Source organism: Alteromonas sp. K632G, from assembly GCF_017653625.1.
Taxonomy (GTDB): Bacteria; Pseudomonadota; Gammaproteobacteria; order Enterobacterales; family Alteromonadaceae; genus Alteromonas; species Alteromonas naphthalenivorans.
On sequence record NZ_JAGGDM010000022.1, the window covers coordinates 60,250 to 75,873 of the forward strand.

11 protein-coding genes and 1 pseudogene are annotated in these 15,624 nt (G+C 41.7%); 11 read left to right on the forward strand and 1 reads right to left on the reverse strand.

What is annotated here, in order from left to right:
- Nucleotides 1-14: 14 nt before the first annotated feature.
- The 4 genes and pseudogenes from J5X92_RS18495 to J5X92_RS18510 all read left to right on the forward strand — a co-directional run bounded on the left by J5X92_RS18495 (nucleotide 15) and on the right by J5X92_RS18510 (nucleotide 4,115).
- Nucleotides 15-1,193: a sterol desaturase family protein gene (locus J5X92_RS18495; RefSeq protein WP_013782709.1), complete on the forward strand. Its 1,179-nt coding sequence runs from the start codon at nucleotides 15-17 to the stop codon at nucleotides 1,191-1,193.
- A 21-nt stretch (nucleotides 1,194-1,214) separates the two neighbouring features.
- Nucleotides 1,215-2,357, forward strand: coding sequence for a carbohydrate porin (locus J5X92_RS18500; protein ID WP_041452458.1), 1,143 nt, complete (start codon nucleotides 1,215-1,217; stop codon nucleotides 2,355-2,357).
- A gap of 22 nt (nucleotides 2,358-2,379) precedes the next feature.
- Nucleotides 2,380-2,871 carry a DUF1993 family protein gene (locus J5X92_RS18505; protein ID WP_208806267.1) on the forward strand — a complete coding sequence of 164 codons (492 nt, stop codon included), beginning with the start codon at nucleotides 2,380-2,382 and terminating at the stop codon, nucleotides 2,869-2,871.
- A 73-nt stretch (nucleotides 2,872-2,944) separates the two neighbouring features.
- A pseudogene (locus J5X92_RS18510) lies at nucleotides 2,945-4,115 on the forward strand (IS3 family transposase).
- A gap of 261 nt (nucleotides 4,116-4,376) precedes the next feature.
- Here the strand turns inward: J5X92_RS18510 and J5X92_RS18515 are convergent.
- Nucleotides 4,377-5,108: a FadR/GntR family transcriptional regulator gene (locus J5X92_RS18515; protein WP_013782715.1), complete on the reverse strand. Its 732-nt coding sequence runs from the start codon at nucleotides 5,106-5,108 to the stop codon at nucleotides 4,377-4,379.
- A gap of 502 nt (nucleotides 5,109-5,610) precedes the next feature.
- On the opposite strand from J5X92_RS18515, the gene J5X92_RS18520 reads away from it, so the two are divergent.
- From J5X92_RS18520 to J5X92_RS18550, 7 genes are all read left to right on the forward strand, one after another.
- Complete coding sequence (locus J5X92_RS18520) at nucleotides 5,611-5,982, forward strand: alpha/beta hydrolase (protein WP_013782716.1); 372 nt, start codon at nucleotides 5,611-5,613, stop codon at nucleotides 5,980-5,982.
- Between the two features lie 174 nt (nucleotides 5,983-6,156).
- Nucleotides 6,157-7,398 carry a sensor histidine kinase gene (locus tag J5X92_RS18525; RefSeq protein WP_208806268.1) on the forward strand — a complete coding sequence of 414 codons (1,242 nt, stop codon included), beginning with the start codon at nucleotides 6,157-6,159 and terminating at the stop codon, nucleotides 7,396-7,398.
- A complete protein-coding gene (locus J5X92_RS18530) occupies nucleotides 7,395-8,024 on the forward strand; it encodes a response regulator transcription factor (protein ID WP_208806269.1) in 630 nt (209 codons plus the stop codon). Before J5X92_RS18525 ends, J5X92_RS18530 begins: the two co-directional genes overlap by 4 nt.
- A gap of 143 nt (nucleotides 8,025-8,167) precedes the next feature.
- Nucleotides 8,168-9,685 carry an aldehyde dehydrogenase family protein gene (locus J5X92_RS18535; protein WP_126872591.1) on the forward strand — a complete coding sequence of 506 codons (1,518 nt, stop codon included), beginning with the start codon at nucleotides 8,168-8,170 and terminating at the stop codon, nucleotides 9,683-9,685.
- Between the two features lie 41 nt (nucleotides 9,686-9,726).
- Complete coding sequence (locus tag J5X92_RS18540) at nucleotides 9,727-11,829, forward strand: 4Fe-4S binding protein (RefSeq protein WP_208806280.1); 2,103 nt, start codon at nucleotides 9,727-9,729, stop codon at nucleotides 11,827-11,829.
- Nucleotides 11,795-12,970, forward strand: a complete 1,176-nt coding sequence (gene nosP / locus J5X92_RS18545; protein ID WP_208806270.1) for a nitric oxide-sensing protein NosP — start codon at nucleotides 11,795-11,797, stop codon at nucleotides 12,968-12,970. The genes J5X92_RS18540 and nosP overlap by 35 nt, the downstream gene beginning before the upstream one ends.
- Nucleotides 12,957-15,560: an ATP-binding protein gene (locus tag J5X92_RS18550; RefSeq protein ID WP_244361064.1), complete on the forward strand. Its 2,604-nt coding sequence runs from the start codon at nucleotides 12,957-12,959 to the stop codon at nucleotides 15,558-15,560. The genes nosP and J5X92_RS18550 overlap by 14 nt, the downstream gene beginning before the upstream one ends.
- The last annotated feature ends 64 nt before the right edge of the window (nucleotides 15,561-15,624 follow it).

The following is a 15,624-nucleotide window of genomic DNA, read 5'->3' on the forward strand; positions in this document are numbered from 1 at the left end:
CAAGGAAAGTTGCTATGTCTGAGCGAATCCTCAATAGTGCAAAAACCTTTAAATCAGGTAAACAGCTGCTTAAAAAAATGTGGCACTACAATATCGAAGTACCGAGAACAAAGTTATTGTTTTTAATTACTATAGCAATAGGTGTAATAGGTTGGAGCATTTGGCAACCTCAGGTACTGCGAATGATAGACGTTTATCATTCTGGCACTGTTGAAGTATTTTATATGGTAGAAAGTATTCAGCAGGACTGGATTTCGCCAGAGCTATATTCTCTACTAATATGTATCGCAGTCGCAAAAATCGTTTGGGGTCTAGCTGTCGGACTAGCAGATTTGGTTTTCTTCAAACGCCTCACTGGCCGCTCTTTCGATTATGCGAATATGCTAAATATGGTTGTCGTTAACTCTCTTATTCTGTTTTTGGGTGTCTTCAGCTTTAGTCTTTTACCAGTAGAGAACTTAATTGATAGTTACGATTCATTTATTGTTTCAATTCCTACACTCGTTCATCTTGACGGTGTATCTGCTTTTTTAATCGCCATGTTACTTGGAGATTTCTGTTTTTATTGGTCACATAGGATGATCCACAATGTTAGGGTATTTTGGAACTTAGGTCATATATACCATCACAGAAATGAAAATCTGACTCAGCTTACTCACGGTGTAGAGCCACGATTTTTTCTGTTAAATGCGCATGGTATCGCTTCGTTGATGTTGCTCCCTCTTGTTGCAAAATTATTTACCAATGATTTTTCTAATGCAGGTTACTTCCTAATACCAATGGCTTTAATCAATCTTTGGATTGATCCCTCTCATTCAGTTGCGCTTTATGCGCTTGAAAATCGTTACAGACCGCTTAAATGGTTGCGCTTATTTTTCATGACGACATGTGTGCACTATACGCATCACTCTCGAGATCCAATTCACAACAAAAGAACCGGGTGCAACTTTGGAGCACGTTTGACGCTGTGGGATAGACTGTTTGGAACATATGTAGAGCCAGTAAATTATATTCCCGAGTCCGGATTATTTAGTAAACATACTGACTATTGCGTGAATCCAATGAGGTATATTCTGCTGCCATATATCAGGTTTATAGACGAGTTCAAAAAAAATAAGCTTCGATATTGGCCGAAAATTCTATTCGGATCGGTATTCTGGTCTCCACCAAACAAGTCTAAACTTAGCCACTAACAGTGCTACATGGCTTTAAGCATGAAGAATAAAAGGTTTATTTTTGCTCTTTTCGTGGCGCTCACACTGACTTGCAGTAGCTGGTCAGCCATTGCATCCTTTGAGCTTGATACAACAGGCTATTTTCGGCATGGATTTTTAATTGGAGTCGATAACGGGAATACAATGAACTGCAACAGTATGTTGAACGCTTTCGCAAAATCCAGATACGGAAACGAATGCGAAGGCTTTTTGGAATTCCAATTACATCCCTCCTATGAAACTGACGAGTTCACACTGTTAGGTGTCATAGGCTGGGATTTCTTGGATTTGCCTGGACAAGATCCATACTTACTCAGCGCCGACGAGCAGTTCTTACAAGTTAGATTTGCTTCTGGGTGGGGACTTTGGACGGGAAAAAGAAGTTATCAACGCCGGGAAGCGCATATTTATGATTATAAATATTATCACTACAGGGGAGAAGGTGTCGGTGGCTACTATGATGTAACTGAGGATATTCGAGTTACAGGTTCACATTTTTTTAGTGATACTCAGGGATCGAAGATAAATTCGACAGATTTACGTGTGTTGATTTCTGATCTTTTTGAGTATCTGGATAGCTCGTCACTAGAAATTATTACTACCTATGGAAACGATACTGATCATGGCATACATAGAGCATTTGGCATAGTCTTCACAACACGGGTGGATAGTGAACTGACTTACTTATTTGCAATAAAAAAAGCGAGCGGCCCGCTCGCACACCATGAATTTTCGCAACCTAGAGGAGTTAATCCCACTACTAATGGAATTCAAGTAGTGAATGAGTTGGTATACGACGCCAATTTATGGAGTCTGGGAGTGACCAATATATACGAAAAAAGAGAAAGCGGAACGCTGGTCTCAGAAACGCAACAGTGGTTTGGGACCGCATTAAGAATTATGAATTACCTGTCATCAGAAATTACGTTGGTTCAAGAGATCAGTTTTGACACATTGGAGCTCAAAGACAAGTACACGGCAAGACATAGAAAGTATTCTTTAGGCTTACAATATTCAAAAAACAAGACTTTTTATGATCGACCTGTATATCGGTTTTTCATCACGGTCTTTGATGTCGATGACCCATACGAGGTTTCCACCGCTGGCATGAATGTGGGATTTCAATATGAAACGTGGTGGTAAGTGAAATAAGGAAACACTGTTTATGAACAATCCAAAAAAAGTATTTCTATATTATTTATCAAATGTTAAAAAAATTCTTGAAGAAAATGACAATGTAGATTCTCACTTAAAGCACCAACTCACAGATACCATGTTCCCGGCACATCAGCATATTAGCACCGCCGTGTCATTTACATTACGTTGTTGCTGTCAACTGGCCTCTAGAGAAATCCTCACGTTTTACAGAGGGACTGACCGAGCAGCACTAATTGATGAGCTGAAGAGTACGATGAGTTATCTTGATTCCATACCAGACAAGGAGTTGGAGAGCCAAACGTCTATGCAGTTTGGAATCACAGCAGGGTTTGCTGAACGATCCTTTGAACGTGATACGTTTATTAATATCTATGCCATTCCAAATTTTTTGTTTCATATAAGTATGGCTTATGCCTCACTCAAGGTAAGTGGCCTCTCACTAGGTAAAGCTGATTTTGATCAAATACACCAGTATCCAGATGGATTTTGTTTTGAATAAAACAAAGAAGTGAATCGACCAGACTTCTCTAGACACTTAATTGCTTTATAATTGTGTGTACTAAGGAGAAAAGATGTCTCAGCGATTTACAGAAGAATTTAAAATACAAGCCGTCAAACAAGTTACCGACCAAGGTTATTCGGTGGCAAGCGTTTCTGAGAGACTGGGAGTGACTAGCAGTTCGCTGTATAACTGGATAAAAGCCTACGGCCCAGAGAGTGAAGAACATAGGCAGTCTCAAGAACAATCCGACCGAATTAAGCAGCTAGAGAAAGAGCTTGAAATTCAAAACTCCATCACACAAAATCGAAAAGAGCGTTGCAGTGATCACTTGAACTTACAACCGTATTTTTCGCGGGCGAGTCAAAGAAAAATACGCGTTCATAAAAGCTAGGCTCAAGAATTACCCAATAAAACTCATGTGTGAAGCACTTTTAATACAACGAAGTGGCTTCTACGCATGGGTGGATAAACCGAAATCAAAGCGACAGTTAGAAGATGAGCGCCTGATGGGGTTAATTAAGCATTCTTGGCTAGAAAGTGGCTGTGTCTATGGGTATAGAAAAGTCACGAGTGACCTTAAGGATTTAGGCGAAGCTTGCAGCAAACATCGCGTAGCTAAATTGATGAAGCTAGAAGGTATAAAGGCACAAGTCGGTTATAAAAAGCATAAAGGACACTTCAGCGGCAAGCCTGCGGTTGTTGCCGATAATGTGCTTGATAGGCAATTCACGGTTGCCACACCGAACAGATACTGGGTCACTGATATTACCTACATCCGAACTCACGAAGGCTGGCTCTACCTTGCCGTCGTTTTAGACTTATACTCTCGCGCTGTTGTTGGCTGGTCGATGAGTTCTCGCATGGAGTCTGAGCTTGTTACTCAAGCCCTGCTAGCTGCGGTGTGACAACGAAAGCCTAAAAAGCAGGTACTTATACACTCAGATCAAGGGAGTCAATTTACAGGTTATGAATGGAGTGACTTCTTAACTGAACATAATCTCAAAGCCAGCATGAGCCGTCGAGGGAACTGCCATGATAATGCCGTCGCAGAGAGCTTCTTCCAACTACTTAAGCGAGAACGAATAAAGAGAAAAATTTATACAACACGTGAACATGCAAGAGCCGACATATTCGATTACATCGAAATGTTTTATAACTCTAGACGCAAGCATGGTGACGCGAATAATATGCCTCCACTGGCTTATGAAAAGCTAGAAGAATTCAAAAGAAAATCTGTCTAGTAAAGTCTGGTCGATTCAGGCAGCGCCCCCTTAATGTAAACGCAATGTAATTAATAATTTTCAAATATAAGGGCGTGGATAGTTTTATCCAACACTCATATCATACCAAAATTATTTATTATTCTTACACTTTGGTAAGTCTGTTGTGGTGGGAGTTTTCGTTGATGAGTATCTTCTAAAAATAGGGGTGTAGAGACATAAAAAAACCGCTTAAGGTGAATTAAGCGGCTTAATATTAAGTGATAGGTTTGAGCTGTCGACTTAACCGACTAAATGAGTAATAGAGTATCGGTCTCGGGTTTCGCTTGATTTCTTTTTAATTTCTTCCAAGGCTTTGGCCTCTGATGCTTCAAATAAAGCATTAATCAATCGATTAAAATGTCCATGCATGGCGGTTCGCGCGCTTTGTGAATCACGTGATTTTAACGCCATAAATATACGCTTGTGCTCTTCTAGCCGGTATTGACTACTGGTACCGCAAACGCTTTTGTACGACGATATGATTTGAGGTTGAGATTCTCTTAACTTCCAATAATGTTGAATAGATAACAACAGCGCGTTATTACGAGTAGCCTTGGCGATAATAGAGTGGAATTCTCTATCGGCTTTTTCCGGCTCGTCGTCATTTTCCATTGCAATAAGGGTGTCGTTAAGACTATTAAGCTCTTCATCGGTTATCGAAAGCGCCGCCAGTGCTGCCGCTTCGCCTTCTACCAGCGCGCGGGCTTGAGTAAGCTCAAAAGCACTAATGCGTTGTACTTCACTTTGTTGAGGCTGATTGTCTAGCACATACACACCAGAACTTACTTTAACTTCCACGCGGCCTCGCACCTCAAGTGCAATAATGGCTTCTCTGATGGTTGGTCTGCTGACGTCAAAATTTTCAGCAAGTTCTCTTTCGGGCGGCAAGCGACTTCCAGGGGGATATCGGCCAGCGTCAATTTGCGCTTCTATTTTTTCAACGATATGCCAGAACATGCGACGATTTTTCATCAACTAAACCTTATAACTGCAATAATTAGGTACAAACAGATACAACTTAATCGGTTAAATTGTACTTATTGTTCAACACAATTCAATTGCTTTAAAAGGTTCAAGCATACCGGTGCCTAGCTGCGTTTGTTCTGCTAAATCCGCTAACAAAACCTACCATTTAAAACAATCAATTCAGGATATCTACGTCTTATTCTACAAATACAGAAGTATTTGTTAAAAGAGGCTTATCAAATCATATATTTATATGCACCAAAGAGATTAAAATTATGCTGTTTACAGTCGAAGGCGCTCAAAAACTAAGGGTTTGAAGGATTTTACTTATTATTAGTTATAGCATACAGGGGTTATTGGTCAACAATTTGAGGTGGATTTCTGCGCTTTTAATTGTCAATTGGTTAACATTTTGTGTTCGTTTTTTTACTGGTTTCATCTGTTCAGCATTAACATAATTGATTACTCATAACAAAGTTTCGAAAACGGTTTCGAAGAAAATACGAGTGTGGAAAAGTTTAGCGGTATTCTTGAAGATTTCATTCCTAACGGCGTATACGGAGACAAGGTACCGGTTGAAGAGATGATAGATTTATATATTACCCCGTGGAGTAATGAAAAGGGGAAAGCTGCCTTCTTCCGCAATATGCGTAGACTGAATAAAGAATACACCCAAGCCATTGCGGGAAGCCTTCCTACTCTTACTCATGAAACATTGATACTGTGGGGAGATAAAGACGAGTTCCAAAAGCCGAAATATGCACCAATGTTAGCGGATGCTATTCCCGATTCTTCTATCAAGTGGATAGAGGGCGCTGCACATTGGGTTACTGATGAGCAACCTGAATCTGTGTCGGAGTCACTCGTAGCGTTTTTATAATTTCACCAACGTACTTCTGGCGGCTGAACACGGGTAAAATTGACGACTGCCTTGCTAGCCGCCTCCATCTTCTTCTCCTCCTTTTGAATGATTAAAACAGGGCTATTGCAGGATGTGTTTGTTAGCGAAGACTGTTTAGCATAAACACGTCTATTTTGTGTTTATGGTATTGCCATGTCGGGGTTTAAGAAAATATCCAGTGCCATCGTGGCCGTCTTTATCGTGTGTTTTATTGTCTTTTCCTGCGCGGTCTATTTCCAAATTCGCCAAAATATAAACGATGAAACATCCAGTGCGCTAAACCAAGTGCAAGAGATGCTTAAAGCGAATATGAATGCTAACGATATCAAGGCAGTTGCAGAGCAAAGCCCACACCTATCGGTATCAGGCTTTACTGGTCGGTTATCAATGCCTACTAATTATCATTCTGACAACCAACCTATCTATATTCCCATCCATGAAAATCAATATTTGGTAGTAAGAGCGCACAATACTGCCGAATTGGTGCAGAACATGAACCTTTTTTGGCTAGTGGTCGCGTTATTTTTTACAACCTTAAGCGTATTGCTATTTACGCTAAAAGTTGCCGTAGCGCAGCACTTGAAGCCTTTAAATCAATTGGGCTATGCTTTACAGCAACTTGTAGAGGGGAAAGCGACGAATGATTTTGAAGACAGTGATATTAAAGAAGTTAAGCGTGTTATTGGGCAGTTTCAGCGCTTACAAGATTCACTCCAAAGCAAAGAAAGGCAGTTGGTTAAAATAGATAAGAAACTCGCGTTGTTACAAGAGCAAGAAAGAAGCTATCTTGCTAGAGAGTTACACGATAATGTGGGGCAACTACTTACTACCATCAAAGCTCACGCCTATATTTTAGTGAACTCAAATGAGCCCAGTGTGCTTGAGTTGTCTGCCCATAAAGTGCAGGCCATGAGTCAGCAAATTAGTGACGCCATTCGCCACTTAACGGTCCACCTTCATCCGTTAGTGTTAGACAGAGTATCGTTACAGCAATCCCTTGAAAAACTGGTATTCGAACAAGAATTAGCGCTACCTCAAACCCAGTGGCAAGTTTCTATCAATTTAAACAAATTTGCCCAAGAGCATGAGCGAGATATTCATATTTATCGCTTTGTTCAGGAGGCGATTAACAATGTGGTAAAACATGCTGATGCGTCAAAAGTATGGGTGAATATTGCTGGAGACCAGCAAGGACTTACTATCAATATTCGAGACAACGGCAAAGGGCTTGACGGAAACGCTGTTGAAAGTATTGGTATGTTATCTATGCACAGTAGAGCCAGATGTATTGGCGCTAGCTGCGTCGTAAAATCACACAAAGAGGGCGGTGTAAGGGTTCAGTTGTCGCTCAGATTACAGGGCACTGAAGATTTGCGCCAGGTTAACGTTGCATGAATATCTTGCTAGTGGATGACCATGCTGTAGTAAGAGAAGGTTATAAAGCTTTGCTAAATGCCATGTTGCCTGAATATACGGTTTTAGAGGCGGCTGATGGGGAGCAAACTCATCGTCTACTTAAAACGCACAATATCGACACCTTGGTTCTGGATATTAATCTTGCGAAAGAGAGTGGCTTATTGCTCGCCGCTGACTTTTTAGCCACGCAGCCTAATTTGAAAATCATATTTTTTAGTATGTTTGAGGATTGCGCCATATTACAGCGGGCAATGCAAACCGGCGCTATGGGGTATATCAGTAAAAGTAGCCCGCCAGATACACTTATATCAGCCATAAAAGTGGTGGCCAAAGGGCAAAAATACATAGAACGTTCATTGGCGGTTAATTTGGCTAATCAGCTGTTAAACGCTGATGTCGATATTGCTGCAAAATTAACGAAGCGTGAATTTGAAATCTTCATCGCAACGGCGATGGGTAAAACCCGATTTGATATTGCCAATGAATTAGCCCTGTCTGCGAAAACAGTGTCAAACGCGCTAACAGTGATAAAGCGAAAGTTAAATACCATTCCTGCAGAATTTACCGAGCTGGCAACAAAACATGGTTATATTGGCAAGGCATAAACTTCTTTTCCCCTCCTAAAGTAGGAGCCAAATCGGCCTATCGCATTATGGTGGATTGGCTGCAAAAGTACGATTATCAAATGACACAGTAAGCGATAACTAGCAGCGTGTTGACGCGCTAAGCATTCAAAAAAGGTGTCATTATGATTTACGCAAATCCAGGAAGTGAAGGTTCAGTAGTCAGTTTCAAAGAAAGTTATGGTAATTTTATCGGTGGTGAGTGGGTTGCGCCAGTTAAGGGCGAATACTTTGTCACTACGTCTCCTGTAGATGGCAGTGATATAGCCCAAATTCCTCGTTCTACTGCAGAAGATATTGAGCTGGCTATTGATGCTGCTCATGCTGCCAAAAAAGGGTGGGCGGATACATCAGTCGCTGAACGCTCGAACATTCTGTTAAAAATAGCCGATCGTATTGAAGCTAACCTTGAAATGCTCGCGGTTGCAGAAACATGGGATAACGGTAAGGCCGTGCGTGAAACACTTAACGCCGACGTCCCATTAGCTGCCGATCACTTCCGTTATTATGCTGGCTGTATACGTAGCCAAGAAGGTACTATCGGCGAAATTGATAAGAACACAGTGGCTTATCACTTCCACGAACCATACGGTGTAGTAGGGCAAATCATTCCATGGAACTTCCCACTACTTATGGCGGCATGGAAACTCGCACCGGCTATCGTCACCGGCAACGTAGTGGTGTTAAAACCTGCAGAACAAACGCCAGTGTCTATTTTGGTTTTTGCTGAACTTATTCAAGACTTGCTGCCACCAGGTGTGCTCAATATTGTTAATGGTTTTGGTGCAGAAGCGGGGCAAGCGCTTGCTACAAGTACCCGAATTGCGAAAATCGCCTTTACTGGCTCTACGCCAGTAGGCGAGCATATTCTTCGTTGCGCGGCTGAAAATCTTATTCCATCTACGGTTGAACTAGGCGGTAAGTCGCCGAACCTCTTCTTTCCCGATATTATGGATCACGAGCCGGAATTTATTGATAAATGTGCCGAAGGTTTAGTACTTGGTTACTTTAACCAAGGTGAAGTATGTACTTGCCCATCTCGTGCGGTTATTCATGAAGATATCTACGATGCCTTCATGGATAAAGTGATTGAAAAAATTCACAAAATTAAGCGTGGCAACCCGCTTGATACCGAGACCATGGTAGGTGCGCAAGCGTCTAGTGAACAATTTGATAAAATCCTTAAGTACATTGATATCGGCAAATCAGAAGGCGCTGAAGTTGTCACCGGTGGTGAAAAAGAACAGTTACCAGGTTTAGATAAAGGCTATTACATTCAGCCCACCATATTGAAAGGGCACAACCAAATGCGTGTGTTCCAAGAAGAAATTTTTGGCCCAGTAATCGCGGTGCAAACCTTTAAAACCGAAGAAGAAGCGATTGAAATTGCAAACAACACCAGCTTTGGTTTAGGCGCAGGGTTATGGAGCAGAGATGCAAATATCGCCTTTAGAGTAGGCCGAGCTATTGAAGCTGGGCGCGTGTGGACTAACTGTTATCACCTATATCCTGCCCATGCTGCATTTGGTGGTTATAAAAAATCGGGCATAGGCCGTGAAACTCATAAGATGATGATGGACCACTATCAACAGACTAAAAACTTGTTGGTGAGCTACGACATCAATCCACTTGGTTTCTTTTAATTAAGTGGGAAGGCAGCACCTAGGTGCTGCCTTATTTTGTTATGCTAAAAGCGTATCTACTACTTTGTATTTTGCTCTGTTTATCAGTAACCGCTGTAACGCCGGTTTTCGCACAATCCGACGCCACTGACATTCCCGAAGACGTACGCCAATTATTCCCTACCGCTACTCGTGTAGGCAATGCGCACACTGACATTAACGTAATACCGGTTTATCAATTGCAGCAATTGCTGGGTTACGTGTTTGAATCGAAAGACTTTGTCGACTTTATTGGTTTCTCAGGTAAACCAGTCAATGTGTTAATTGGACTGGACACCCACGGTAATTTTGCCGATCTGGCTATAAAAAAACACAGCGAACCCATTTTTTTGCATGGATTAGGTGAGCAGTCGCTAAGAGATTTTATCGCGCAATATAAAAGCCACAATGTGAAAGAACGTTTCGTGGTGGGTGGAAAAAGCCATGTGGGCAAAAATGCGACCTACTTTGATGGTGTGACAAAAGCCACAGTGTCGGTACTGGTGATAAACGATACTATTGTTACCTCTGCATTGGCGGTAGCACGGGCTAAGTTAGATGGTTTTGTATTGCCCAGCACACGCATTATTAATCCTGATTATTTTGAAACTCTCACCTTTGAACAACTAGTAGCGGCCGGTTATATCCAAAAACAAACCATTTACCGTAGTGAAATAGATGACCTTCCTACCGAAGTTATCGACGCGGCGAATGCTTTTACCGACCCTCAAGAGTCATTATTTTCCGAGCACTTTTTCGGCTTTCTCAGTTTACCTATTGTGGGGAAAAACCTATTACGGGAAGAGGAATATCTTAGGCTTCAAGAAAGCTTAAAACCTGGCGAAGTAGCCTTGTTGGTAATGAATACCCAAGGCTTTAGTTTCGTGAGTGATGAGTTTATTCCTCAAACTGCGCCAGAGTTTTTTCGCCTCTCGCAATCCGCATTTACTATTGATGCTAGAGACTTAGATTTTTATAGCTTTTACGACCCTAGTTTTAAGCAACCGATGCCAGAGTTTGAAACCATAAAGGTACTTAGGATTAAATCACAAGGTGGGCTGTCCCTCGACCAAGAAATGACGGTCTCGATTAGTTTGCCCTTTAGCCCTCGGTTTATGGAGCAAGATGAGCACCTGTTTAACCACACGTTTTTATTACCTGACGCGCTATTCATGGAAAACCCCGAAGCGCAACAACGTGCTAGCGTGCCGCTTTGGCAGCAGTTGTGGCAAAGCAGGTGGTTGGAACTCAGTATTACGCTTGTTTACTTAGTTGCGCTGTCGTTGTTCTTTGGTTTCCAACGAAAGCTAATGAAATATTCGCGCATGGTGCATGTTGTTAGAGGGGCATCATTGCTCTTTGTCTTGTTTTTTATAGGCTTCTACGCGCAAGGGCAATTGTCGGTCGTTAATATTTATACATTGCTACTAGATTTAGCCGATGGTTTTTCTATTGAAGTCTATTTGCTCGACCCTGTTATTTTTGTGTTGTGGTGCTTTGTGTTTGTGTCGCTATTTATTGTAGGGCGAGGGCTTTATTGCGGCTGGTTATGCCCTTTTGGAGCGCTTCAGGAAATTATGGCAATTGTTGCACAAAAGTTAAAAATAAGGCAGATTCGAATAAAGCCAAAGCATCATATATATGCGCAAAAGCTTAAGTATGTCGTGCTGGTTGGCTTAGTTGCAACGTCGTTTTACTCATTAACATTGGCCGAGAAATTAGCAGAAGTTGAGCCCTTTAAAACCTCGATCACGCTCCATTTTGTACGCTATTGGCCGTTCGTACTTTATGCGCTTTTACTATTAGGATTAAGTTTAAAAATTCACAAGGTATATTGTCGCTACCTGTGTCCGTTGGGTGCTGGATTAGCTGTTTTAGGCCGCTTCCCTTTAGTTAAGCTTTTAGAGCGTCGTAAAGAATGTGGTAGTCCATGCCAACTCTGTAAGCAGAAAAAATGCGGTATAGATGCCATCGAACAAGATGGCAGTATTGATTATGCTGAATGTGTGCAGTGCTTTGAATGCGTAGTGACGTTAGATAATCCTAACCTATGCAAAATTGATAAATATAAGAAAAATAAGGTGCCAACACGTGTCAAAAACTTCCATCCTGTCCGCGCTGAGTAAGCCTGCCAGTCAGTCAGCGTCCGCTGTATATGCGGCGGCAGACGCGTGTCATGACGTTGCCAGTGAAATTCTATCTAAAACGACTTTAGATGAAATAGAGCTGGTACTTTTTCATACTTCAACGTCGTTCGATTTAGATGAAGTCGCGCATTATATGACATCGCTGTTTGTCAATGTGCCCACGGTCGGTTGCACTAGTGCTGGAGAGTTCAATAAAAACGGGTATTGTACCGAAAGCTTAGTTGTTGTTGCTTTCTTAAAGCATGATTTTTCCATAGCTACCGCGTTAGTTTCAAACGTAGATAAAATTAATTTTGACGAAGCCCATGACATTGCAAGTGGATTGCGCCATACCTTGCAGGCACGAGATAAACGGTACGATACCAATCAGCACTTTGTCATTTCTGTGCTAGACGGGCTAACCCGACACGAAGAACATTTTTTAGAGACCTTTGCCACAGCGTTCGGCAATATTCCTCATTTAGGCGGCAGTGCTGGTGACGATTTAAAACTTGAAGCCACCTATGTTTTTTATCAGGGGAAATTTCATCAAAACGCAGCAGTGTTAATGTTGATAGGAACCGGTAAAGCGTTCTCTGTTTTTTCTGTCGATCATATCGACTCGCCAGTGTCTAAGTTGGTGGTAACCAAAGCTGATCCAGAGTCTCGTACGGTTTACGAGATTAACGGCGAACCCGCTGCGCAATACTATGCAAGTTTGCTTGGGTTAAAGGCTTCTGATCTAACCCCAGATGTGTTTTCAGTATTCCCATTGGCGGTACTAGTAGGGGATAGGTATTTTATCCGCTCAATACAAAAAGTAGATTTGGCCACCAACGCTATAACGTTTTACTGTGCGGTTGATATCGGCATTATTCTTACCTTTGTGCAACTTGGTGATTGTATCGATGTTCTAGAGAACAAGTTAGAAACGCTAACTCAGGAGTTAGGAGAGGCCGAATTTGTGTATACCTGTGATTGCTTTTTGCGGCGTTTAGAAATTGAACAAAACAAAAAAGAATCTGAAATTCAGCGATTGCAGCAAAAATATCATGTAGGCGGGTTTAATGCTTATGGCGAACATATTCATTCGGTGCATTTAAACCAGACCTTCACGGGGGTGTACTTTGCTAAAAACTGAGCAGCACCAAACCATTGACTCTCAAAGTAATGAAGAGAACCTAGCGCGTAATAAGAATGAAGCGTTCCCAGAGATTGAAGAGGATAAAGCGCACGAGGAAACTGAACTAGAGAAGCTACGTCGCGAACTCACACGCCAAATCGATGAAAATGAAAAGCTTGAAAAGATTAACGCTGCGCTTATGTATCGTATCGAAGAAGGTGGATTCAATCACCATAGTTACCGGGCCTTTGAACATGCCGTGCAGTTATCTGAAAAAGTAAACGAGAAAACCGAAGCATTGCAAATCGTGCTGCAGAAGTTAGAAAAGTCGAATACTGAAATTGCACGCGCTAATCAAGAAACTAATCAACTCAAGCAGCGCCTAAATGACGCTATCGAAAGTATCAACCAAGCGATGGTATTGCTCGATAGTAGAGGGGCAGTGGTTTATTTCAATCGGCATTTTGTAACTGTGTGGGACAACCATTTAATTACGCCCAAAATTGGTGACCATTATTATGATATTACTCAACTTGCCAAACATTTAGGGGTTATTCGCCGCGTGCTTCCTCCTGACTCCGAAGGGCGTGTTATCTATCAACTGTCTAATAGCCGGTGGTATCAACTCACTATTCGTCGCACACAAGAGGGCGGGAAAGTTATCTTGTTTAACGATATCACTGAAGTGAAGTTAAATGAGTCAAACCGATATGAGCAGGTAATTAAAGAGAAAAACAAACTGCTGCAAAGTCTTATTGATAATGTTGATGTTGGTATCTTGCTTATTAACCAAGAGGGCGGCGTTGCCTTTTGGAACGATACGTTTATAACCCAATCTAATTTGTCGAAGCAGGCAATGTTTGATTGTAAGAATATTTATTCTCTGCAAATGCATGCTGACTGGAGCGGTTTAAACCTTGAGAACGGGGGTGATACCACCCAAATTATCAACGAGAACTTGGTAGTCGATAGGCGAATTACTCTGCTATCTGACGGAAACACCCTGTGTACTTTTACCAATGTGACGTCTCAGCATCAGTATGCGGAAACCTTGAAGCAGAACGAAAGTTGGATCCGCATGATCACCGATAATGTGCCCGCACTTATCGCCTATATCGGCACAGATAAAAACTTCTTATACACCAACAAGGGTTATCGAGATTGGTATGGGCTAGGAGAAGAACCCTTGTACGGCGTAGCGATGGAACAAAGCCACCTCAAACACGTCTATCCTCGTCTTATTCATTATGTAGAGCGAGTAAATAAAGGAGAAGTGGTTAGTTTTCAAAGTGAAGAAACTAACGCAAAAGGTGATATTGGGTTCTTACAAAAAGTCTATCTACCCCATTTCAATGATAAGAATGAAATAGAAGGGCATTTTGTTCTTGCTACTGATGTGTCACACCAAGTAAGAAGTAAACAACAGCTACAAGCAGCGAAAGACCAGCTAGAGTCAAATGTAGAAAAGCGTACTCGAGAACTCAATCACGCAAATATTGCGCTGCAAGAAGCGATGAATTCAAAGAGCAAATTCTTAGCGGCCATTAGTCATGACTTAATGCAGCCTTTAAGTGCGGCTATTTTATTTAATGAGTCTTTAAGAGACCAAGTACAAGCATCTGCTGAACCAATAGTAAGTGCCTTAGATAACTCACTATCCGACTTAAACAGCCTAATCCGTACTCTGATTGAGACATCGAAATTAGACGCGGGTGTGGTGCAACCTGACAAAAAGCGAGAGGATGCACTCCCATTGCTAACGCAGTTAGCTGAGGAGTTCAGCCACATCAGTCACGACTATGAAGTAAATTTTCGTTATAAATTCCAAGACGCTATTGTGCATACCGATTTAAGTTTGCTGTCACGAATTCTTCGTAATTTACTAAGTAATGCCATGAAATACGGTGCAAAAGGGAAAGTGCTTTTTGTGGCAAGGACGAAAGGCAACCATCTTCGCATCAGTATATTCGACCAAGGGGTTGGAATAAGCCAAGCCGATCAAGCTGTAATCTTCAAAGAATTTAGTCGATTGGAAAATGACTTTAACTATTCTTACAGTTTAGGACTTGGGCTTTATATCGTTGATAAAATGAGTCGTCTACTAGAGCATGATATCAACGTTATATCTACGCAAGGGGTAGGATCTTGTTTTACTTTAACGGTGCCCCTTGCATCTATTCAAGCAATTGAGCACGAGGCTTCATTTGATGCGGTATCTCAAGATAGCTTGCCTGATAACCTTTTAGATAAACAAATTTGGCATATCGACAACGACGCCAATATGCGGATAGCCATGCAGACGCTATTCGAAAATTGGGGTGTGGAAGTCGTTACATTTTCAGGTTTTGCACAATGCATGGCAGTGATGGACAACTGCTTTGACGAGTGTGATTTGCTTATTGTCGATTATCATTTAGATGACGGAGAGAACGGGTTAGAAATTGCGAAGCATATTAAGCAAACCATGCCGGCTATGCCCATTATGCTGTGTACGGCCAATCATTCTAAAGCGCTAGAAAATGAATTAGAAGGGACAAATATACAGCTGTTGCACAAGCCGATTAATTCACTACGCTTGAAACAAGCACTTAAATCGGCTGTTTCTTAAGTACTATTCGCATAAACCCATAGGGGGAGGACACTAGGCACAACACATATATGCTGTGTACGTA

What these genes read in the sequence shown, in the direction of transcription:
- J5X92_RS18495 (WP_013782709.1), top strand. Translation starts at nt 15, where the DNA reads ATGTCTGAGCGAATCCTCAATAGTGCAAAAACCTTTAAATCAGGTAAA.
- J5X92_RS18500 (WP_041452458.1), top strand. Translation starts at nt 1,215, where the DNA reads ATGAAGAATAAAAGGTTTATTTTTGCTCTTTTCGTGGCGCTCACACTG.
- J5X92_RS18505 (WP_208806267.1), top strand. Translation starts at nt 2,380, where the DNA reads ATGAACAATCCAAAAAAAGTATTTCTATATTATTTATCAAATGTTAAA.
- J5X92_RS18515 (WP_013782715.1), bottom strand. Translation starts at nt 5,108, where the DNA reads ATGAAAAATCGTCGCATGTTCTGGCATATCGTTGAAAAAATAGAAGCG.
- J5X92_RS18525 (WP_208806268.1), top strand. Translation starts at nt 6,157, where the DNA reads ATGTCGGGGTTTAAGAAAATATCCAGTGCCATCGTGGCCGTCTTTATC.
- J5X92_RS18530 (WP_208806269.1), top strand. Translation starts at nt 7,395, where the DNA reads ATGAATATCTTGCTAGTGGATGACCATGCTGTAGTAAGAGAAGGTTAT.
- J5X92_RS18535 (WP_126872591.1), top strand. Translation starts at nt 8,168, where the DNA reads ATGATTTACGCAAATCCAGGAAGTGAAGGTTCAGTAGTCAGTTTCAAA.
- J5X92_RS18540 (WP_208806280.1), top strand. Translation starts at nt 9,727, where the DNA reads ATGCTAAAAGCGTATCTACTACTTTGTATTTTGCTCTGTTTATCAGTA.